Source organism: Rhodospirillales bacterium, from assembly GCA_016712595.1.
GTDB lineage: Bacteria > Pseudomonadota > Alphaproteobacteria > Rhodospirillales > Defluviicoccaceae > Defluviicoccus.
On sequence record JADJQT010000001.1, the window covers coordinates 346,538 to 361,499 of the forward strand.

Annotated in this window: 11 protein-coding genes; 6 read left to right on the forward strand and 5 right to left on the reverse strand. The window is 62.0% G+C overall.

Annotated elements, in window-relative coordinates; all coding sequences use genetic code 11:
* Positions 1-100: 100 nt before the first annotated feature.
* Positions 101-1,783 carry a cache domain-containing protein gene (locus tag IPK66_01555; GenBank protein MBK8174018.1) on the forward strand — a complete coding sequence of 561 codons (1,683 nt, stop codon included), beginning with the start codon at positions 101-103 and terminating at the stop codon, positions 1,781-1,783.
* Between the two features lie 385 nt (positions 1,784-2,168).
* Positions 2,169-4,484: a HAMP domain-containing protein gene (locus tag IPK66_01560; GenBank protein ID MBK8174019.1), complete on the forward strand. Its 2,316-nt coding sequence runs from the start codon at positions 2,169-2,171 to the stop codon at positions 4,482-4,484.
* Between the two features lie 89 nt (positions 4,485-4,573).
* Here IPK66_01560 and IPK66_01565 read toward each other — a convergent pair whose 3' ends face one another.
* The 3 genes from IPK66_01565 to IPK66_01575 form a co-directional block, all read right to left on the reverse strand.
* Entirely contained in the window at positions 4,574-4,804 is a 231-nt protein-coding gene (locus IPK66_01565) for a hypothetical protein (protein ID MBK8174020.1), read from the reverse strand.
* 162 nt (positions 4,805-4,966) lie between these two features.
* Positions 4,967-5,458: a hypothetical protein gene (locus IPK66_01570; protein ID MBK8174021.1), complete on the reverse strand. Its 492-nt coding sequence runs from the start codon at positions 5,456-5,458 to the stop codon at positions 4,967-4,969.
* A 297-nt stretch (positions 5,459-5,755) separates the two neighbouring features.
* The gene (locus IPK66_01575; GenBank protein ID MBK8174022.1) at positions 5,756-7,543 is read right to left on the reverse strand and encodes an SLC13 family permease; all 1,788 of its coding nucleotides are present in this window, start codon (positions 7,541-7,543) and stop codon (positions 5,756-5,758) included.
* 474 nt (positions 7,544-8,017) lie between these two features.
* Between IPK66_01575 and IPK66_01580 the strand changes: the two genes are divergently transcribed.
* From IPK66_01580 to IPK66_01595, 4 genes are all read left to right on the forward strand, one after another.
* Positions 8,018-9,061: a DegT/DnrJ/EryC1/StrS family aminotransferase gene (locus tag IPK66_01580; GenBank protein ID MBK8174023.1), complete on the forward strand. Its 1,044-nt coding sequence runs from the start codon at positions 8,018-8,020 to the stop codon at positions 9,059-9,061.
* Positions 9,062-9,078: 17 nt separating this feature from the next.
* Entirely contained in the window at positions 9,079-9,960 is an 882-nt protein-coding gene (locus tag IPK66_01585) for a lipid kinase (protein MBK8174024.1), read from the forward strand.
* Between the two features lie 187 nt (positions 9,961-10,147).
* The gene (locus tag IPK66_01590; GenBank protein ID MBK8174025.1) at positions 10,148-10,333 is read left to right on the forward strand and encodes a hypothetical protein; all 186 of its coding nucleotides are present in this window, start codon (positions 10,148-10,150) and stop codon (positions 10,331-10,333) included.
* Positions 10,334-10,405: 72 nt separating this feature from the next.
* Positions 10,406-11,134: an N-acetylmuramoyl-L-alanine amidase gene (locus tag IPK66_01595; protein MBK8174026.1), complete on the forward strand. Its 729-nt coding sequence runs from the start codon at positions 10,406-10,408 to the stop codon at positions 11,132-11,134.
* A gap of 25 nt (positions 11,135-11,159) precedes the next feature.
* Here IPK66_01595 and IPK66_01600 read toward each other — a convergent pair whose 3' ends face one another.
* Both IPK66_01600 and IPK66_01605 read right to left on the reverse strand, forming a co-directional pair.
* Positions 11,160-13,547, reverse strand: a complete 2,388-nt coding sequence (locus IPK66_01600) for an EAL domain-containing protein (protein MBK8174027.1) — start codon at positions 13,545-13,547, stop codon at positions 11,160-11,162.
* Positions 13,548-13,691: 144 nt separating this feature from the next.
* On the reverse strand, positions 13,692-14,414 hold the full coding sequence (locus IPK66_01605) for an SDR family NAD(P)-dependent oxidoreductase (GenBank protein ID MBK8174028.1): 723 nt from the start codon (positions 14,412-14,414) through the stop codon (positions 13,692-13,694).
* Positions 14,415-14,962: the final 548 nt, after the last annotated feature.

Genomic DNA, 14,962 nt, shown 5'->3' on the forward strand with positions numbered 1-14,962 from the left:
CTCGCGTTACCTTTCTTCGCTCATTCTCCGGTCGTGTTCAGGCAGCGAACGCGGCACGTAGCCCCGCGCGACCAACGGTCGTTTCACGGAGACTTGAGCGATGTTTACCAACTTGCGAATCGCATACCGCCTCGCGCTGACCACGGTTGTCGCCGTGCTCGGCCTCGCGGCGGTTACGCTCATGGCGCTATTCGGCGCGCGCCAGAGTGCGCTTGAAGCCCGGCAAGAAAAGGTGCAGGAGCTAGTGAAGGTCGCCGTTGATACCATAAGTTATCAATATAGTCGGTCCAAGAACGGTGAGATTTCTAACGAAGAAGCTCAACGTCTCGCACGCAACGGGCTTCGCGACATCAAATTCGGGAGAGATGATTACTTCTTCGTTTACACAGACGATGGTGTGTGCCTCGTTCTCGGTCCCGCTCAGCAACGCGAAGGCACCAACATGATCGAGGTTGCCGATCCCAACGGTGTCCGTCTCGTCGCCGAGCTGATTGCCGCGGCAAAGCGCGGTGGCGGCTTCGTCTCCTACGAATGGCCGCGAGCCGGGACCGCCCAGCCGCTGCCGAAGCTCAGTTACGCCCTGCCGTTCACGCCGTGGGGCTGGACGGTGGCGACCGGTGTTTACATGGACGACATCGATGCCGCGTTCTGGTCCGCTGCGGCTGCGCTTGGCGCTGCGGTCGGAGTCATCCTCGTGATTGTCGCCGGCTGCAATATCCTGATCGGACGGGGCATCAGTCGCCCCCTGTCGCGCCTGACGGGGGCGATGACCGCGCTCGCCGGCGGCAACACTGACGTCGAGGTGCCATTCGCGCAGCAGCGCGACGAGGTTGGATCGCTTGCCCGCGCCATGGTGACCTTCCGCGAGACGGCAATTGAAAATCACCGCTTTGCAGAGGCACAGAAAGAGCAGGCCTGCCAGGCGGCTGCCGAGCGCAAGCGGGCGATGGCGGCCGTCGCCGACAAATTTGAAGCTGACGTCGGCGGCGTGGTTTCCGCTCTGAGCAACTCGGCAACCGACATGCAGGCAACCAGCCAGTCGATGGCCGCCACCGCGGAAGAGACCACCCGTCAGGCCGCCGCCGTCGCTGACGCGTCCATGCAGGCCTCGAGCAACGTGCAGACCGTCGCATCGGCATCGGAAGAGTTGTCGGCCTCGATCGCCGAGATCAGCCGCCAGGCGGGGCAGTCGAACGACATCGCCCGAGCGGCGACCCATCAGGCCGAGCAGACCCGAACCACGGTCCACGGCCTTGCCGCGTCCGCGGAACAGATTGGCAAGATCGTCGACATGATCAACGATATTGCGTCCCAGACCAATCTTTTGGCACTGAATGCGACGATCGAGGCCGCGCGCGCTGGCGAAGCCGGCAAGGGGTTTGCCGTTGTTGCCAGCGAGGTGAAGACCCTGGCCAATCAGACGGCAAAGGCGACGGATGAGATCACCCAGCAGATCAGCACGGTGCGCGGCGAAATTGATAATACCGTCGATGCGATCGAAGGCATCGTCGGTACCATCGGGCGGATCGGCGAGATCTCGGCATCCATCGCCGCCGCCGTGGAAGAGCAAGGCGCGGCGACGAAGGACATTGCCCGAAGTGTCGATGAAGCGGCGCAGGGAACGCAGCAGGTGAATTCGAACATCTCTGGCGTCACCGAGGCGGCGGAACACACCGGCAGCGCATCCGAGCGCGTGCTCAAGGCCGCATCGCTGCTCGCCGGTCAAGCCGAGGATATGCGCACGTTCGTCAATCGCTTCCTCAGCGACGTCCGCGCCGCCTGAACGAACGTAAATCCAACAGGATGCCGATGGGCCGGACGATTGCCCATCGGCATAGCGCCCGTTGCTCACAGCCCCGGCTATACCCTTCGCACAGCCGTCTCGACCGGCATTGCCTCAAGTGACCGGGCCTCGGCCTGTGTCTCATCGCGCGGAAGAATGAGGCGCGCGGTCAGGCATCGTGTGGCCGCGCGTTGATGATTGGTGCGATGACCCAAGGTTTCTTGCCTGTTTAAGTTGTCTTTAATCGGTTGTGGTGTATCCATAAGTATCCGCGGTGGTTGCGCTTGCGGGTAGGACCCACAACCAAAGACTTCTCGCGTGCGCCGCCGAGGATTGGCCGAGGCGCGCACAGAGGGGGGTGCGGTCGTTTGAGGACATGGGGACGATGAGCATTTCCGCCGTTATGTCGCGCTTTAAGATCGGGACTCGAATTTATACCGGCTTTGCCGTGGTTCTCATCCTACTGGGGGCAACTGCCGCCTGCGGGTACGTTACCCTCAATCAGATCCATGATCTGCAGCAGACGTTGATGGTGCTGAGTGATCAGGCGGAAAACGTCCTGCAGATGAAGGCGAACGTCGCCGACATTCGCCGCAATGTCCGCGCCTTTGCGATGACCGGCGAGGACAAAAGCGCCGAAGCCGTCGCCAAGCTCAGGCCGGTTGTCGACGAACAACTCAAAGGAATCACGGACGCGTTGGCTGGGCAACCCCAGGCCCAGATGCTGGCGGAAATGCGGCCGGTGATGGCCAACTGGCTGCCGAATTTCGACAAGGTCGTCGTTCTGCGCAACCGCCGGGACGACATTTTAGAAAAAACATTGGCTCCGCTCGGCCTAAATGCGCAAGAGAATCTCTCGACGATCATGGCCGACGCGGTTAAGCAACGGGTATTCGAGGTTGCAGCATACGCCGGTCTCGCTCAGGAGGCCCTTCTCCTGGGGCGTATCAATGCGCTGAAGTTCATCGAGCATCCGGAGCCTAAGGTCGCCGACCAGGCGAAGCAAAAACTCACAGGTTTCGTTCAGGCCGTCGTTCAACTCCAAAAGCAGATTACCGACGATCAGACGAAAGAACTCGCCGCGCACGCCCTCGCCCTGTCGCGAGATTACCTCAAGGCATTCGAAGAGCTCGTCTCCGCCGTTGATCAATACGAGACGCTCACCAATCAGGTCATGCCGAAGCAAGCACAGTCCTTCGCCGATTTATCTCAATCTTTGGCCGACAGCATCACCGCTTCGGTGCATGAAATGGATCAGGCTAACTCAGCAGCAGCGAAGCGGGCGACCTGGATCATGCTTCTGCTCGCGTTTGGGGCGTTTGTCGCCGGCTCCATTTTCGCCGTGATTATTGCCCGCAGCATCGTCCGGCCGATTGATGAGATGACCGCCACCATGAGCAAGCTCGCGGCCGGTGACAACGAAGTCGCCATTCCCGCCCTCAACAGCAAGGACGAAATCGGCGCGATGGCGCGATCGGTCGAGGTATTCAAACAGAACGCCATCGAGCGCGCCTATCTCGAAGGGCAGCAGGAGATCGAGCGGAAACTCAAAGAACGGCGCGAAAAGGCGGTTGACATGCTGATGCAGGACTTTAGCGGCGCCATGGCTGGAAGTCTCGGCAGTGTCGGCAACGCCTCACATCAGATGGTCACGACGTCTGCGCGGGTCTCATCCGCTGCGGACGGCACCAAGCGCGAGGTGACGGAAGCCAATGAAGCGGCGACCGTCACGGCCGCCGCGGTCGATGCCGTTGCGGCGGCGGCCGAGGAGCTGTCGGCGTCGATTGACGAGATTGGCAGCCAGGTTGTGCGTACCGCGAACGAGGCGAAGGGAGCGGCCGACGAGGCCGCCGCGTCGCGCGGAAAGGTCAACGCGCTGGTCGAAACCTCTCGAAAAATTGGCCAGATCGTCGATCTGATCACAAATATTGCCGCGCAGACCAACCTTCTTGCGTTAAACGCGACGATCGAAGCAGCGCGGGCAGGCGAAGCGGGCAAGGGCTTTGCCATCGTCGCGGGCGAGGTCAAGTCCCTTGCGAATCAGACGGCGAAAGCGACCGATGAGATCGCTTTGCAGGTTCAGTCGATCCAGCATGCGACCACGGACACGGCTCAGGTCATCGAGACGGTGGCGAGCCGGATCGAAACGATCAGTGGCATTGCAACCACAGTGGCCGCCGCCGTCGAGCAGCAAGGAGCGGCCACGCGGGAAATTGCTGAGCGGACCCAAGAGGTGTCCGCCAATACGGCGCGCCTGCATTCGATTATCAACGTTGTCAATGACGCGGCGGAAATCTCGGGTGAGGCGGCAGGTCAGGTCCAGACGGCGGCAACGTCCCTTTCCGGAGAAGCCGCCAACCTGAAGCAAGAAATCGAAAACTTTCTTGCTGCCGTCCGCAATGCCGAGGAGCGCCGCCGGTTTGAACGCATCGCAACAGACATCAAGGCGACGGTTCGTAACAATGGAACACCGAGCGAAGAACGGATTATCGATATTTCCGCCGGCGGAGCGCGCCTCGCCCGCCGCATGACGGTTGCCATCGGCACCACCATCCAAGTCGAAATTCCTGGATTCGCAGGCACGATCGCCGCCAAGGTGGCCGGCATCAGCGATGCGGGCACCCACCTGCAATTTCCCTTGGATAAGGCCCACCTCCAGCGTCTCGACGCATTCATCCAACCGATGCGTTCGGCCGCCTGAACCCGGCCTGGGCCTCAGGACGACATTTGGTGCCCGCCCCGATTATACATTCGGGGCGGGCGCTAACGGCAAGGCGGGAAAAAGCATGCTCAGGAGCCAGGCTGCTCATCCCGACTGCGGGCGAGGCCGTCTTGTTCCGCCTTTTTCAAGGCTGCTGCTTCGTCGCTGTCGAGCGCAGCGGCCGCATCCTTCGAGAGGGCCTGGACGTCGTGGGTATCGATGAACTCTCGGGTCTTTTCGTCGTAAACACGGGCAGCCGATCGATTGCCTTCGCCCTCGTTCTGATTTGCGGTCGGATTTAAGTCGGTTTCGGCCTGCATGGTCTCCTCCACGTCGGTCAATCTACGCAACAGGAAACGTTCAGCCGAGTGGAGCGGTTCCCTCCCACAATCACAGACCTCCCCACGGCCGCCGCTACGCCGGTTGGCTGAGCAGGTGATTGTCGGAGCGACGAGCAAACACCGAAGCTTGGCAGAAGGGCTCTAACCCTGCCTCGTCCACGGGGCCACAGCGTCGATCGTCCGCTGTCGATTGATGGCGGTACCGCGATCGATCGGAATTGGCTGGTCACGACCGTGCTCGTTGACGAGCTGCGCGCCGCACTCGATCGCCTCGGCGAGGAGCATGACACAACGGCGCACGTGCTCGAATTGCAGCGACGATGAGCCGATGCTGGCTCCATTCAGCACGAGTGCGGTGGACCGCCCGCCTCTCGTCTCGAAACAGATCACAAGTCGCGTGGGATTAATCGTCAGCGCGACGTCGTTTTTCAACGATGCGGCCAAGCTCTCGCTGCTGGCGTGATAGCATTGTCTGCCCATGAGGCAATCGGGTTCTGCCAGTTCCTGGCAGGTGATGCGCGTGTCAGATTCGCCGGTCATCCGCCAATTGAGCGCGGAAATTGCCCCGATGCAGATCGCGTGTACGCTGTCCCTATCGAGATCGAGAGAGATGAACGTTTGGAAGCGCGCCATAAATCCGTCTCCAGCTTCGTGCCGGGCGGCATCTAACGCGATTTACCGACAGAATCACCCGCATCAGGCGCTCTCCGCTCGCGTTGATCATCGCGGCTCCGATGCGATTTCTGTTCGCTTGTCCCGGCCGTACCGCCCCCCTATTGGACAAACATCGTAACAAGATCGTGAAACGTTGTCACCTATTCCTCAAATTCCATCATCAGTAGCGTACAGATTGTGTGTAACGATAAACTCGACGGCTATCGCCCAGTTTCTCAAGTCTGGCGACGCCACGCATGGAAGGTGTAACTGACTTCACAGCGGCCAGAAAAATGGCAATACGAAGCTCGCGACCACCCACAAGATCATGTTCAGCGGTAAGCCGACGCGAACGAAATCGGTGAATTTGTAACCGCCGGCACCATAGACAAAGGTGTTGGTCTGATACCCGATCGGCGTGGAGAAACTTGCGGACGCGGCAAACATCACCGCGACAACGAACGGCCGCGGATCGACGCCCAATTGCTGAGCGAGGCCGATTGCGATGGGCGTGATCAGGATCGCCGTCGCGTTGTTGCTCATGAATTCGGTGAGTATCGATGTGAGAACATAGACGATCGACAAAACGGCAACCGGACCCAGGCCGCCGATAAGCTGAACCGCATAGGTGACGATGAGTGCGCCGGCACCGGTGGTCTCCATCGCCGTGCCAAGCGCCAGCATGCCGAAGATCAGCATCAGGATCGGCCAGTGAATAGCCTTGTAGGCCTCTTCGGCGTCAAGACAGCCGAGGGCCACGACGCTGATCGCGGCAATGAACGACACTGCGGCGATCGGCAACGCTTCAAACGCGGACAGAACGATAACGGCAAGGACGGCGATAATCGCGATCCACGCCTTGTTGCGGCGGAACGGACGCTCGGTGATTTCGGTAAGATTAATCAGTTCCTGACGGTCGAACAGCCGCTTCAGGCCTTCTTGCGGTCCTTCGAGCAGGATCGTATCGCCGAACTGCAGGCGGACCTGGTCAAACTTGGCATGCAGGTTCTCGTTCTGACGATGAATGGCGAGGATATAGATGTCGTAGAGGCGGCGCAGGTTAAGATCGGCGACGCGCTGACCGGCGAAGGTGGAACGAGGCCCAACGATTCCCTCCATCATCCGTACGTCGCGGCTGGCGATCGGCTCGAGCGCATGCGGGCCACCCTTTTCGATGATCAAATCACCGCTGTCGCGAATCCCCATGAATTCGGCGACGCTCATGCGCAAGATGATGCGGTCACCGGCCTGGAGCGTCGGCTCGCCGTGCTCGGGATCGAACGAGGTCTTGTCGCGGATAAGGTCGATGACCTTGTAGCCGCGCTTGCTGGTCAATCCGGCTTCGATCATCGTTTTGCCGACAAGCGGCGAGTTGTGTGGGACGACGACCTCGGTCAGGAACTTGCGCTGCGACAAATCGATCAGCGCATCGGACAACGTCTGCCGTTCGGGAAGCAGCCGCCAGCCAATCAGTCCCATGTAAAGGAGTCCGACAACGCCGTACACCGCTCCCGCAGGTGAGATCTCGAACAAGCTGAACGGCGCGAGCCCTTTGGCTTCGGCGACACCGTCGACAATGATATTGGTCGAGGTGCCGATCAGCGAGCAGGTTCCACCCAGAATCGTCGCATACGAGAGCGGGATAAGGAATTTTGAGGCCGACGACTTCAGTGAATGGGCGAGCGCGATCGCCACTGGTGTCATGATAACGACGATGGGCGTGTTGTTGATGAAAGCCGAGGTGACGAGGCTGCCGAGCATCAGCACCATCACCGCGTGCCATGGTGATCGCCAGGCGACGCGTGCCATCGCCTGGCCCATGGCGTCGATTACCCCGGTCCGCTCGAGGGCCGCCGAGAGGATGAATAGGCAGCCGATGGTGAAGGGCGCGTTGTTGCTGAATACCTTCAGCACGTCGGTGGTCTTCAGGATGCCGAAAACGAGCAGTGTTGCCACGCCGGCCATCGCCAGGACCTCGGGGGCGATCAGTTCCTTGACCATGCCGAAGAAGACGACCGTAATGAGCATCAGAACGATGACGATCTGCAGCGTATCCCAGCTCACGTAGCTTCTCCTTGAAGCGCGGTCATGACGGTGCGGTGACGACCAGCCAGCAAGATCGCGGGCGGGCAAGCGGGCGGAAGGTAACGGCGCGCCAGGCATCGGCCAAGGTGAAACCGCTGACACCTGCGCACGACCAGCGCGCGATCGTTCAGCGGGGATTCAAAAGGCACCCGCATTTGGCGGCTTCGCTGTGCCGCACCGATGGGGCATACTTTGCTGAATACGACCGACTGGCGCGCACTAAGAGGCAGGAATGATGCCATCGGACGACCGCAAAGCAAACGCGCACGACGTACCGACATTACCGACGCCGCCGCTCTGGCGCCTTGTCGCCGCCGCGGTTGTCGTCATTGCCTTCTTGTTTTTCATGTATCACTCGTACGAGCCGGAAGTGCCTCCGGCTCCTGTTTCGACGCAAGGAGCCGCGCCGCCGCCATCGGACACCGGCGCTAGCGGCCGTTCGGCGGCCGGCGGATGATTGATCTGCGTAGCGATACTGTGAGCCGGCCATCGATGGAAATGCGCCGGGCGATGGCCGATGCCCCGGTGGGGGACGATGTCTATGGCGATGACCCGAGCGTACGGGCCCTCGAACAGCGCACCGCCCAGCTGCTCGGCAAGGACGATGCCGTATACATGGTCTCCGGCACAATGACCAATCAGGTGGCGCTGCGTGCCCACACCGAATCCGGCGATGAAGTGATTGCGGACGCGGCGGCGCATATCGCCGTCCTCGAGCGCGGCGCCCCCGCGGCATTGTCCGGTATTACAATCCGCCCACTGCGCGGCCTCAACGGAATTTTCTCCGCCGACGACGTCCGGGCGGCGGTTCGCCTGCCACACCCGTTCTTGCCGGCGACGCAGCCGCCACTCAGGCTCGTTTGCCTAGAAAATACACATAATCTTGGCGGCGGCACCGTGTGGCCGATCGGGCGCGTTCTCGAGGTTGCCGCGGTGGCCCGCACCCACGGATTGAAGCTGCATCTCGACGGAGCCCGGCTGTGGAACGCCTCTGTCGCTTCCGGCGTTTCCGAGGCGGATTACGCGGCGGCGTTTGATACGGTCAGCGTCTGCTTCTCCAAAGGGCTCGGGGCGCCGATGGGCTCGGCACTCGCAGGTTCCCACGCGATGATTGCCCGCGCCCGGCGGTTCAAGGCGCTCTTCGGCGGTGGTTTCCGTCAGGGCGGCATTGTTGCCGCCGGCGCGCTCTATGCTCTCGATTATCACCGCGCCCGGCTGCGTGATGACCATGCCCGCGCCGCGCAACTCGCGCGGCGGCTCGCGGCCATGCCCGGGATCGCGATCGATGTTGCCGCGGTGCAGACGAACATTGTGCGGTTTCGTCTCGAGACAATACCCGCGGCCGCGTTCGTCGATTATTGTTTTGCGGCCGGCGTGCACCTGCTGCCGGCGGGACCAGCCGGCGTACGGGCGGTGGTTCATCTTGATGTTGGCGATGAGGAAATCGAACGGGCGGCGGATGTCATTTCCCTTGTCTTGAAGCGCGCGGCGGCTTGAGCGACGGTGAGACCTCCATCCGACCGCGGCGGGCGCTCCTGCTGGTCAATCGCAGGGGGCGAAGAGGGGAGCAGTGCCTCGACGATGGTCTGCGCGTTCTGGGCGAGGCCGGTATCGAAACCGAAACGGAGGCAACACACGAGCCGGAGCGCATTATTTCGGCTATTCAACAGCGGGCATCGCAATTCGATGCCGTGATCATCGGTGGCGGCGACGGCACGCTCAGTCACGCGCTCGACGCCGTTCTTGAAAGCGGGCGTCCTCTTGGCATTCTGCCGATGGGTAACGCCAACGATCTCGCCCGCACCCTCGGCATACGGGCCGACTGCACCACCGCCTGCCGCATCATTGCCGAGGGGTTCACGCGGCGCATCGACGTGGGATGGCTGAACGGCGGGCATTTCTTCAATGTCGCCAGCATGGGGCTCAGCGTCCGTATCGCGCGCCGTCTGACCCGCGAGCGCAAACTGCGCTGGGGCGTGCTCGCGTACCTCGGTTGTGCCTGGGAGGCGATGCGGGAACGGCGCTCATTTTACGCCCGGATTACGTGTGACGGCGAGACGTACGAGTGGCGGTCGGTGCAGATCGCCGTCGGCAATGGCCGCTTTTACGGAGGTGGCCTGACGATCGTCGAGGACGCGGCGATTGACGACGGGCGTCTCGATTTATATGGGCTGCCGCGCGTGCGGGGATGGCGGTTGCTCATTCTGCTTCCGGTTCTGCGCTGGGGGCGCCACCGCCAGGTGACGGACATCCTGTCATTACACGGCCGGGAGATCCGCATCGAGACGAGCAGGCGCCTGGACATTAACGTCGACGGCGAACTCCGCAGTTCAACACCCGCCTGGTTTCGTGTGGTGCCGCGCGCGCTAGAGGTGTTTTCCCCCCGGATGAGGTGATCCAGACGCACAGGTCTGCTCTTCGGCGGCTCGATGCTGGCAATTCACGCCCTGTTGCCGTACGAGTGAAAGACGTGAGTCGAAAGCTACGCCGATGTCGGTACGTTCCCTCGGCCGCGAGCAGGCCTTCCGACCGGCTCAAGAAACGGCCGGCAAGGGAAGACGATTGCAGGAAAAGGAGAGTAGAATGACGACGCACGCAGAACTTGCCGCGAAACTTCTGCGCGAGGCAGCAACAATGTTTCGCTCACTGGGAGCGCCTGATCCCGAACTCGGTGGTCGGCTTGACGAATTTGCCGGCGTCTATGAGCAGGTTGCCAGTCTCGTCGAGGCGGACCCCACGGGAGAACTCGATTTCGCCGGGGAACTCTAGCCGCGGCTCGTGGCGGTGCGCCGGGAAACGCGGCGTTCGGGGCGGCGATTAGCGGCAACAGCGGTTGCGGCGTTGGCGACGATCCTTGCTGCGGGGGGTTGGGGTGTGCTGCCTGCCGGTCCCGCTACGGCGGCCGGCGCCGTTCGACCGCTGATCGCGGTCGATGTCGGTCATTCCCTGCGGCGGCCGGGCGCAATTAGCGCGCGCGGCGCGGTCGAGTTCGCCTTCAACCAGGCGTTGGCGCGCGTGATTGCCCAGCGACTGCGCCACCAAGGCCTGCGCACCGTTTTAATCGGCGACGACGGCGATTTGGACCGGCTCACCGATCGGACGGCCGCCGCCGCCGCCGCGGGCGCGACGTTTTTCTTGTCGGTGCACCACGATTCGGTGCAGCCGAAGTACCTGGAGCCGTGGCGCCCGGACGGCGTCGAGCGGCAGTACTCCGATCGCTTCTCCGGGTATTCGCTGTTCGTCTCTCACGCCAATCCGCGCTACACGCAAAGCGTTGGGTGCGCGGAAGCGATCGGCGCGGCAATGCTGCAGGCGGGGTTTAGGCCGTCGCTTCATCATGCGGAGCCAATCAAGGGGGAGGACCGGCCGCTCGTCGATGCCGAGCGCGGCGTCTACGCTTTCGATGACCTTGTCGTCTTGAAAACTGCCCGCATGCCGGCGATGCTCCTTGAAGCCGGAATCATCGTCAATCGCGATGACGAGGTCCAGCTATCAGAAGAGCACACGCGCACGCGCATCGCCGATGCCGTCGCCGACGGCTTGACCGACTGTCTGCGTCTTTCCGAGTGAGGACGGCCCACGCGGTTGCATGCGCTCAAGCGAGCGGGGAAAGCTGTGCCCGTGCGGACGCGATGGCGGAGGGGGAGCGCAGGATTGCGTCGATTTCGACAGCGGTAATCGGCCCGCTGAAATGAAATCCCTGGACTTCGTCGCACCGCTCGCTCAGTAGAAAATCGACCTGCTCGGCGGTTTCGACGCCCTCGGCGTTCGTCTTTACTCCCAGCGTTCGACCAAGACGAAGCACCGCGCGGACGATCGCCGAAGCGTCTTCGCACAGGTCGAGATCGCGAACAAACGAACGGTCAATCTTGATCTTATCGAAATTGAAACGCCGAAGGTAACTGAGGCTGGAATATCCGGTGCCGAAATCATCCATCACTATTCGTACACCCAATTGCTTTATGCGTTTCAAGGTTTCAAGGTTAGCGTCGGTGTCCTGCAGCAAGATACTTTCGGTGATCTCGAGCTCGAGGCGGCTGGGATCAAGGCCACTTTCCGCGAGTGCTTCGGCGACGATGTGCTCGAAGCCGCTGCGGCGGAACTGCGCCGGTGACAGATTGATGGCGACGCGCAGGCTGGGCCATGCTGTCGCCTGACGGCAGGCCGTGCGTAGAACCCACTCTCCGATCGGCAGGATCAGACCGGATTCTTCAGCGAGGGGGATGAAGTCGGAGGGCATCATCAGGCCGCGCGTCGGACACCGCCATCGCAGGAGCGCCTCGACGCCTACGAGGTGGCCGCTGAGAAGCTCCACTTGCGGTTGATAGACAAGGTCGAAGTGGTTCTCGACAAGACCACGGCGCAGGTCGCTTTCCATCGCCTTGCGAGTCTGCAAACGGACATTCAGCTCCTCGGCGAAGAAGCGGAACGTACCGCGTCCTTCCGTCTTCGCCCGATAGAGCGCGAGATCGGCGTTGCGCAGGAGTGTATCCGGGTCATCGGCCACGGTCGCGCCGCCGAATGCGATACCCACACTGGCGCCGACGTGTGCCTCGCAACCATCGAGATCGAATGGCGTCGACAACGCGTCAATGATCCGTTGCGCACATCCCGACGTGCCGCCTTCGCCGGAAGGCTGGGTCATGATCACGGAAAACTCGTCGCCGCCGAGGCGGGCGAGGGTATCGCTTTCACGCAGGCAACCGAGCAGGCGGGACGCCGCCTCCTGAAGCAGCCGATCTCCGGCGCTGTGTCCGAGCGTGTCGTTGACGTCCTTGAAGCGATCGAGATCGAGGCAGAGGACGGCGATCGAGCGTTTTTCGCGCCGGGCGATTGCAAGCGCCTGATCCAGGCGGTCGCGGAACAGGACGCGATTGGCGAGGCCGGTCAGCGTATCGTAGTGAGCAAGGTGCAGAATGCGCGCTTCCGCGAGCTTGCGCTCGGAGATATCGCGCAGTGAAGTCATCTGCACATAGCGGTCGCCAAGCAAGAAGGGGCGGCTGCGCATCTCCGTTTGCACCAACTCGCCATCGGCGTGAACAATCGCTGCTTCGAAGAAATCGACGCCCTCGGCGCGAATCCGCGTTGCGACAAACTCACGGTGCTCCGGCGCGATGTGACTCAGCAGATCGCGACCAAGCACATCACGAAGGTCGAGCCCGACCAGCTCCGTGAACGCCCGGTTGGCGTCGAGCACGGTGGTCTCATCATGCAAGACGATCGATTCCAGCGCCGCGTCGGCAAGGCGTTTCGCCCGCGTTTCGCTTTCGCCAATGCGGTTGCGCCATCGGCGCAGCGTACGGACGACACTTAACCACGCGCAGGCGACGCCGACGCCGACGGCGATCAGGCAGATGAGCCTCACGTCAACAGCACGGTCGAGCTGGCTGCGGCGGTCGTCGATAGTTTGCGCGAGCGCGTTCGAAAGAACCGTGATGCCCTGCGCGTAGATCGCCTTGTGCTCGGCGTACGCGTTGCTATCGAGCACGGCGCGAGCGTCATTGAGCGCGCCAATGCGGGCGTCGTTGAGCGCCTTTGTCTCGAGCTCGACGAGGGCGTCGTTCGACCGGCGCGTCGTCTCGCCGAAAGCGGCGCCGATTTCCGGCGGTGAAATCGCAATCGCCTGGGCAATAGCGTCGTCAAGAATGGGAATGTGATGGTCGTATCGCTGTTGCCAGCGCATGTCGCCCGTCGCCGCCGCCATGCGCGCTGACATCGTCAATACCTCATCGGTATAGGTAATCACGTGCACGAGCTGGGTTAAACGAATGGCGTTGGACAGGAGATCAACGTTTGCCCGCTCGCCTAACGTCGAACTCCAAACCACCCAGACCAGCATGCCGAGCGTGCCTAAAAGGGTCGATATCAGCTCGAAGCGGGGGAAGCGGATGGCCCGTTCGGCCGTTCGCACGGCGGATTGTGCCCTCGGGTTCGCGTGAGCGGCGGCAGGGCGCACGGGCGCGTCGTCTGGCGCGATATGCATGCGAACTGTTGCCTCCACACGGTGCATTCGCTCCTAGGGGCGAGTGCGGATCGTTCTTGTGGCGGGCAGTGTGGAGCCAAACAGGTTAAGACTTGGATAATCCGAAACCGTGACAGGCGCTCAAGCGGCTTGAGCGCGCCCGATTTAGATATTGATGGTCTCGCCGTTGGACTGGCAGCCGGGATCGCTCAAGTTGACAAAAGCGTCAAGCAGCCGCTGGTCGTCCGCCGGCTTGAGCGATGCCGGATTCTCAAGCGGATAGGCCGCCGCCCGCATGCGCGTGCGCGTGCCGCCGGGATTGAGCAGATTGACCCGAACGGCGGTTTTGGCGACTTCTTGGGCGTAAGTCCGCGCGAGCGCTTCAAGTCCGGCCTTCGCGACGGCGTAGCCGCCCCAGTAGGCCCGGCCAGACGCGACACCAGAGGTGACGAAAACCGCCCGTCCCGCCGCCGAGGCCCGCAGCAGCGGATCAACACTGCGAATCAGCCGCCAATTGGCCGTCAGGTTGATAGCGAGGACCTCGTCCCAGATTTTCGGATCAATGTGGGCCACCGGCGTCAGTGTGCCCAGGACACCCGCGTTGCCGATGAGAATGTCGAGACGCGCCCAGCGTTCGAAGATCGCCGCGCCCAGACGATCGATGACGGTTGGATCGCGCAGGTCGGCCGGGACCAGAGATGCGTGCGCGCCGAGGCCGCGGACCTCGTCGTCGACTTCTTCCAGCGCGCCCTGGGTTCGGCCGACGAGGATGAGATCTGCGCCCTCGCGGGCAAAACGGACGGCGACGGCGCGGCCGATACCGCGCGTTGCTCCGGTAATGAGCGCGACTCGGCCTGACAACCGCCTGCAATCGCCTGTTATCGACATGCCATGATCCATCGTGGTGCCCGCGCGCAGCGCGCGCGGCTCAAGGGCAGGACACGCGACGTTGGTAACGACATCTGAGTGTCCTGGCCACGTCGGTGCTGGTTTCTAACGTCTCTGCTTTGAGTCTGTCCAGGCAATCGACAAAGGTTGAGATTTCGAAGAGGTATTGATCGACGTGCCGGCGGCATCGCTCACGGGCTGAGTCGTCGTCGGCGAGCGTAGATGAATAAATGCAATTCGGGCGGATCGGCTCGATGCACAGATCGTCTGCTCTCGCCACGGCAATGAAAATCGAGGCAGGGAGAAGACCGGATGTCATTATGAGAAAGCGATGTTTCATGGGCGCCGCGCCGTGTCTTGCGCGGACTGAGACGCGGTACAGTCCTGCCAGGCAACGCAAAGGCGCAGCCGGATCGAATATCCGTCCGGCAAGGGCATATCACGCCTACCTTCAAGCTTATGTTCTTCGAAGATAAATATTGACGAAAATTAATCTCAGCGCTACCCGCCGAATTCTGTGGCAGCGAATCGCCCATTTTTCTTTGAGC

Excerpts from the sequence above, each read along its gene's own strand:
- IPK66_01555 (MBK8174018.1), top strand. The coding sequence starts at position 101 with ATGTTTACCAACTTGCGAATCGCATACCGCCTCGCGCTGACCACGGTT.
- IPK66_01560 (MBK8174019.1), top strand. The coding sequence starts at position 2,169 with ATGAGCATTTCCGCCGTTATGTCGCGCTTTAAGATCGGGACTCGAATT.
- IPK66_01565 (MBK8174020.1), bottom strand. The coding sequence starts at position 4,804 with ATGCAGGCCGAAACCGACTTAAATCCGACCGCAAATCAGAACGAGGGC.
- IPK66_01570 (MBK8174021.1), bottom strand. The coding sequence starts at position 5,458 with ATGGCGCGCTTCCAAACGTTCATCTCTCTCGATCTCGATAGGGACAGC.
- IPK66_01580 (MBK8174023.1), top strand. The coding sequence starts at position 8,018 with ATGATTGATCTGCGTAGCGATACTGTGAGCCGGCCATCGATGGAAATG.
- IPK66_01590 (MBK8174025.1), top strand. The coding sequence starts at position 10,148 with ATGACGACGCACGCAGAACTTGCCGCGAAACTTCTGCGCGAGGCAGCA.
- IPK66_01600 (MBK8174027.1), bottom strand. The coding sequence starts at position 13,547 with ATGCATATCGCGCCAGACGACGCGCCCGTGCGCCCTGCCGCCGCTCAC.
- IPK66_01605 (MBK8174028.1), bottom strand. The coding sequence starts at position 14,414 with ATGTCGATAACAGGCGATTGCAGGCGGTTGTCAGGCCGAGTCGCGCTC.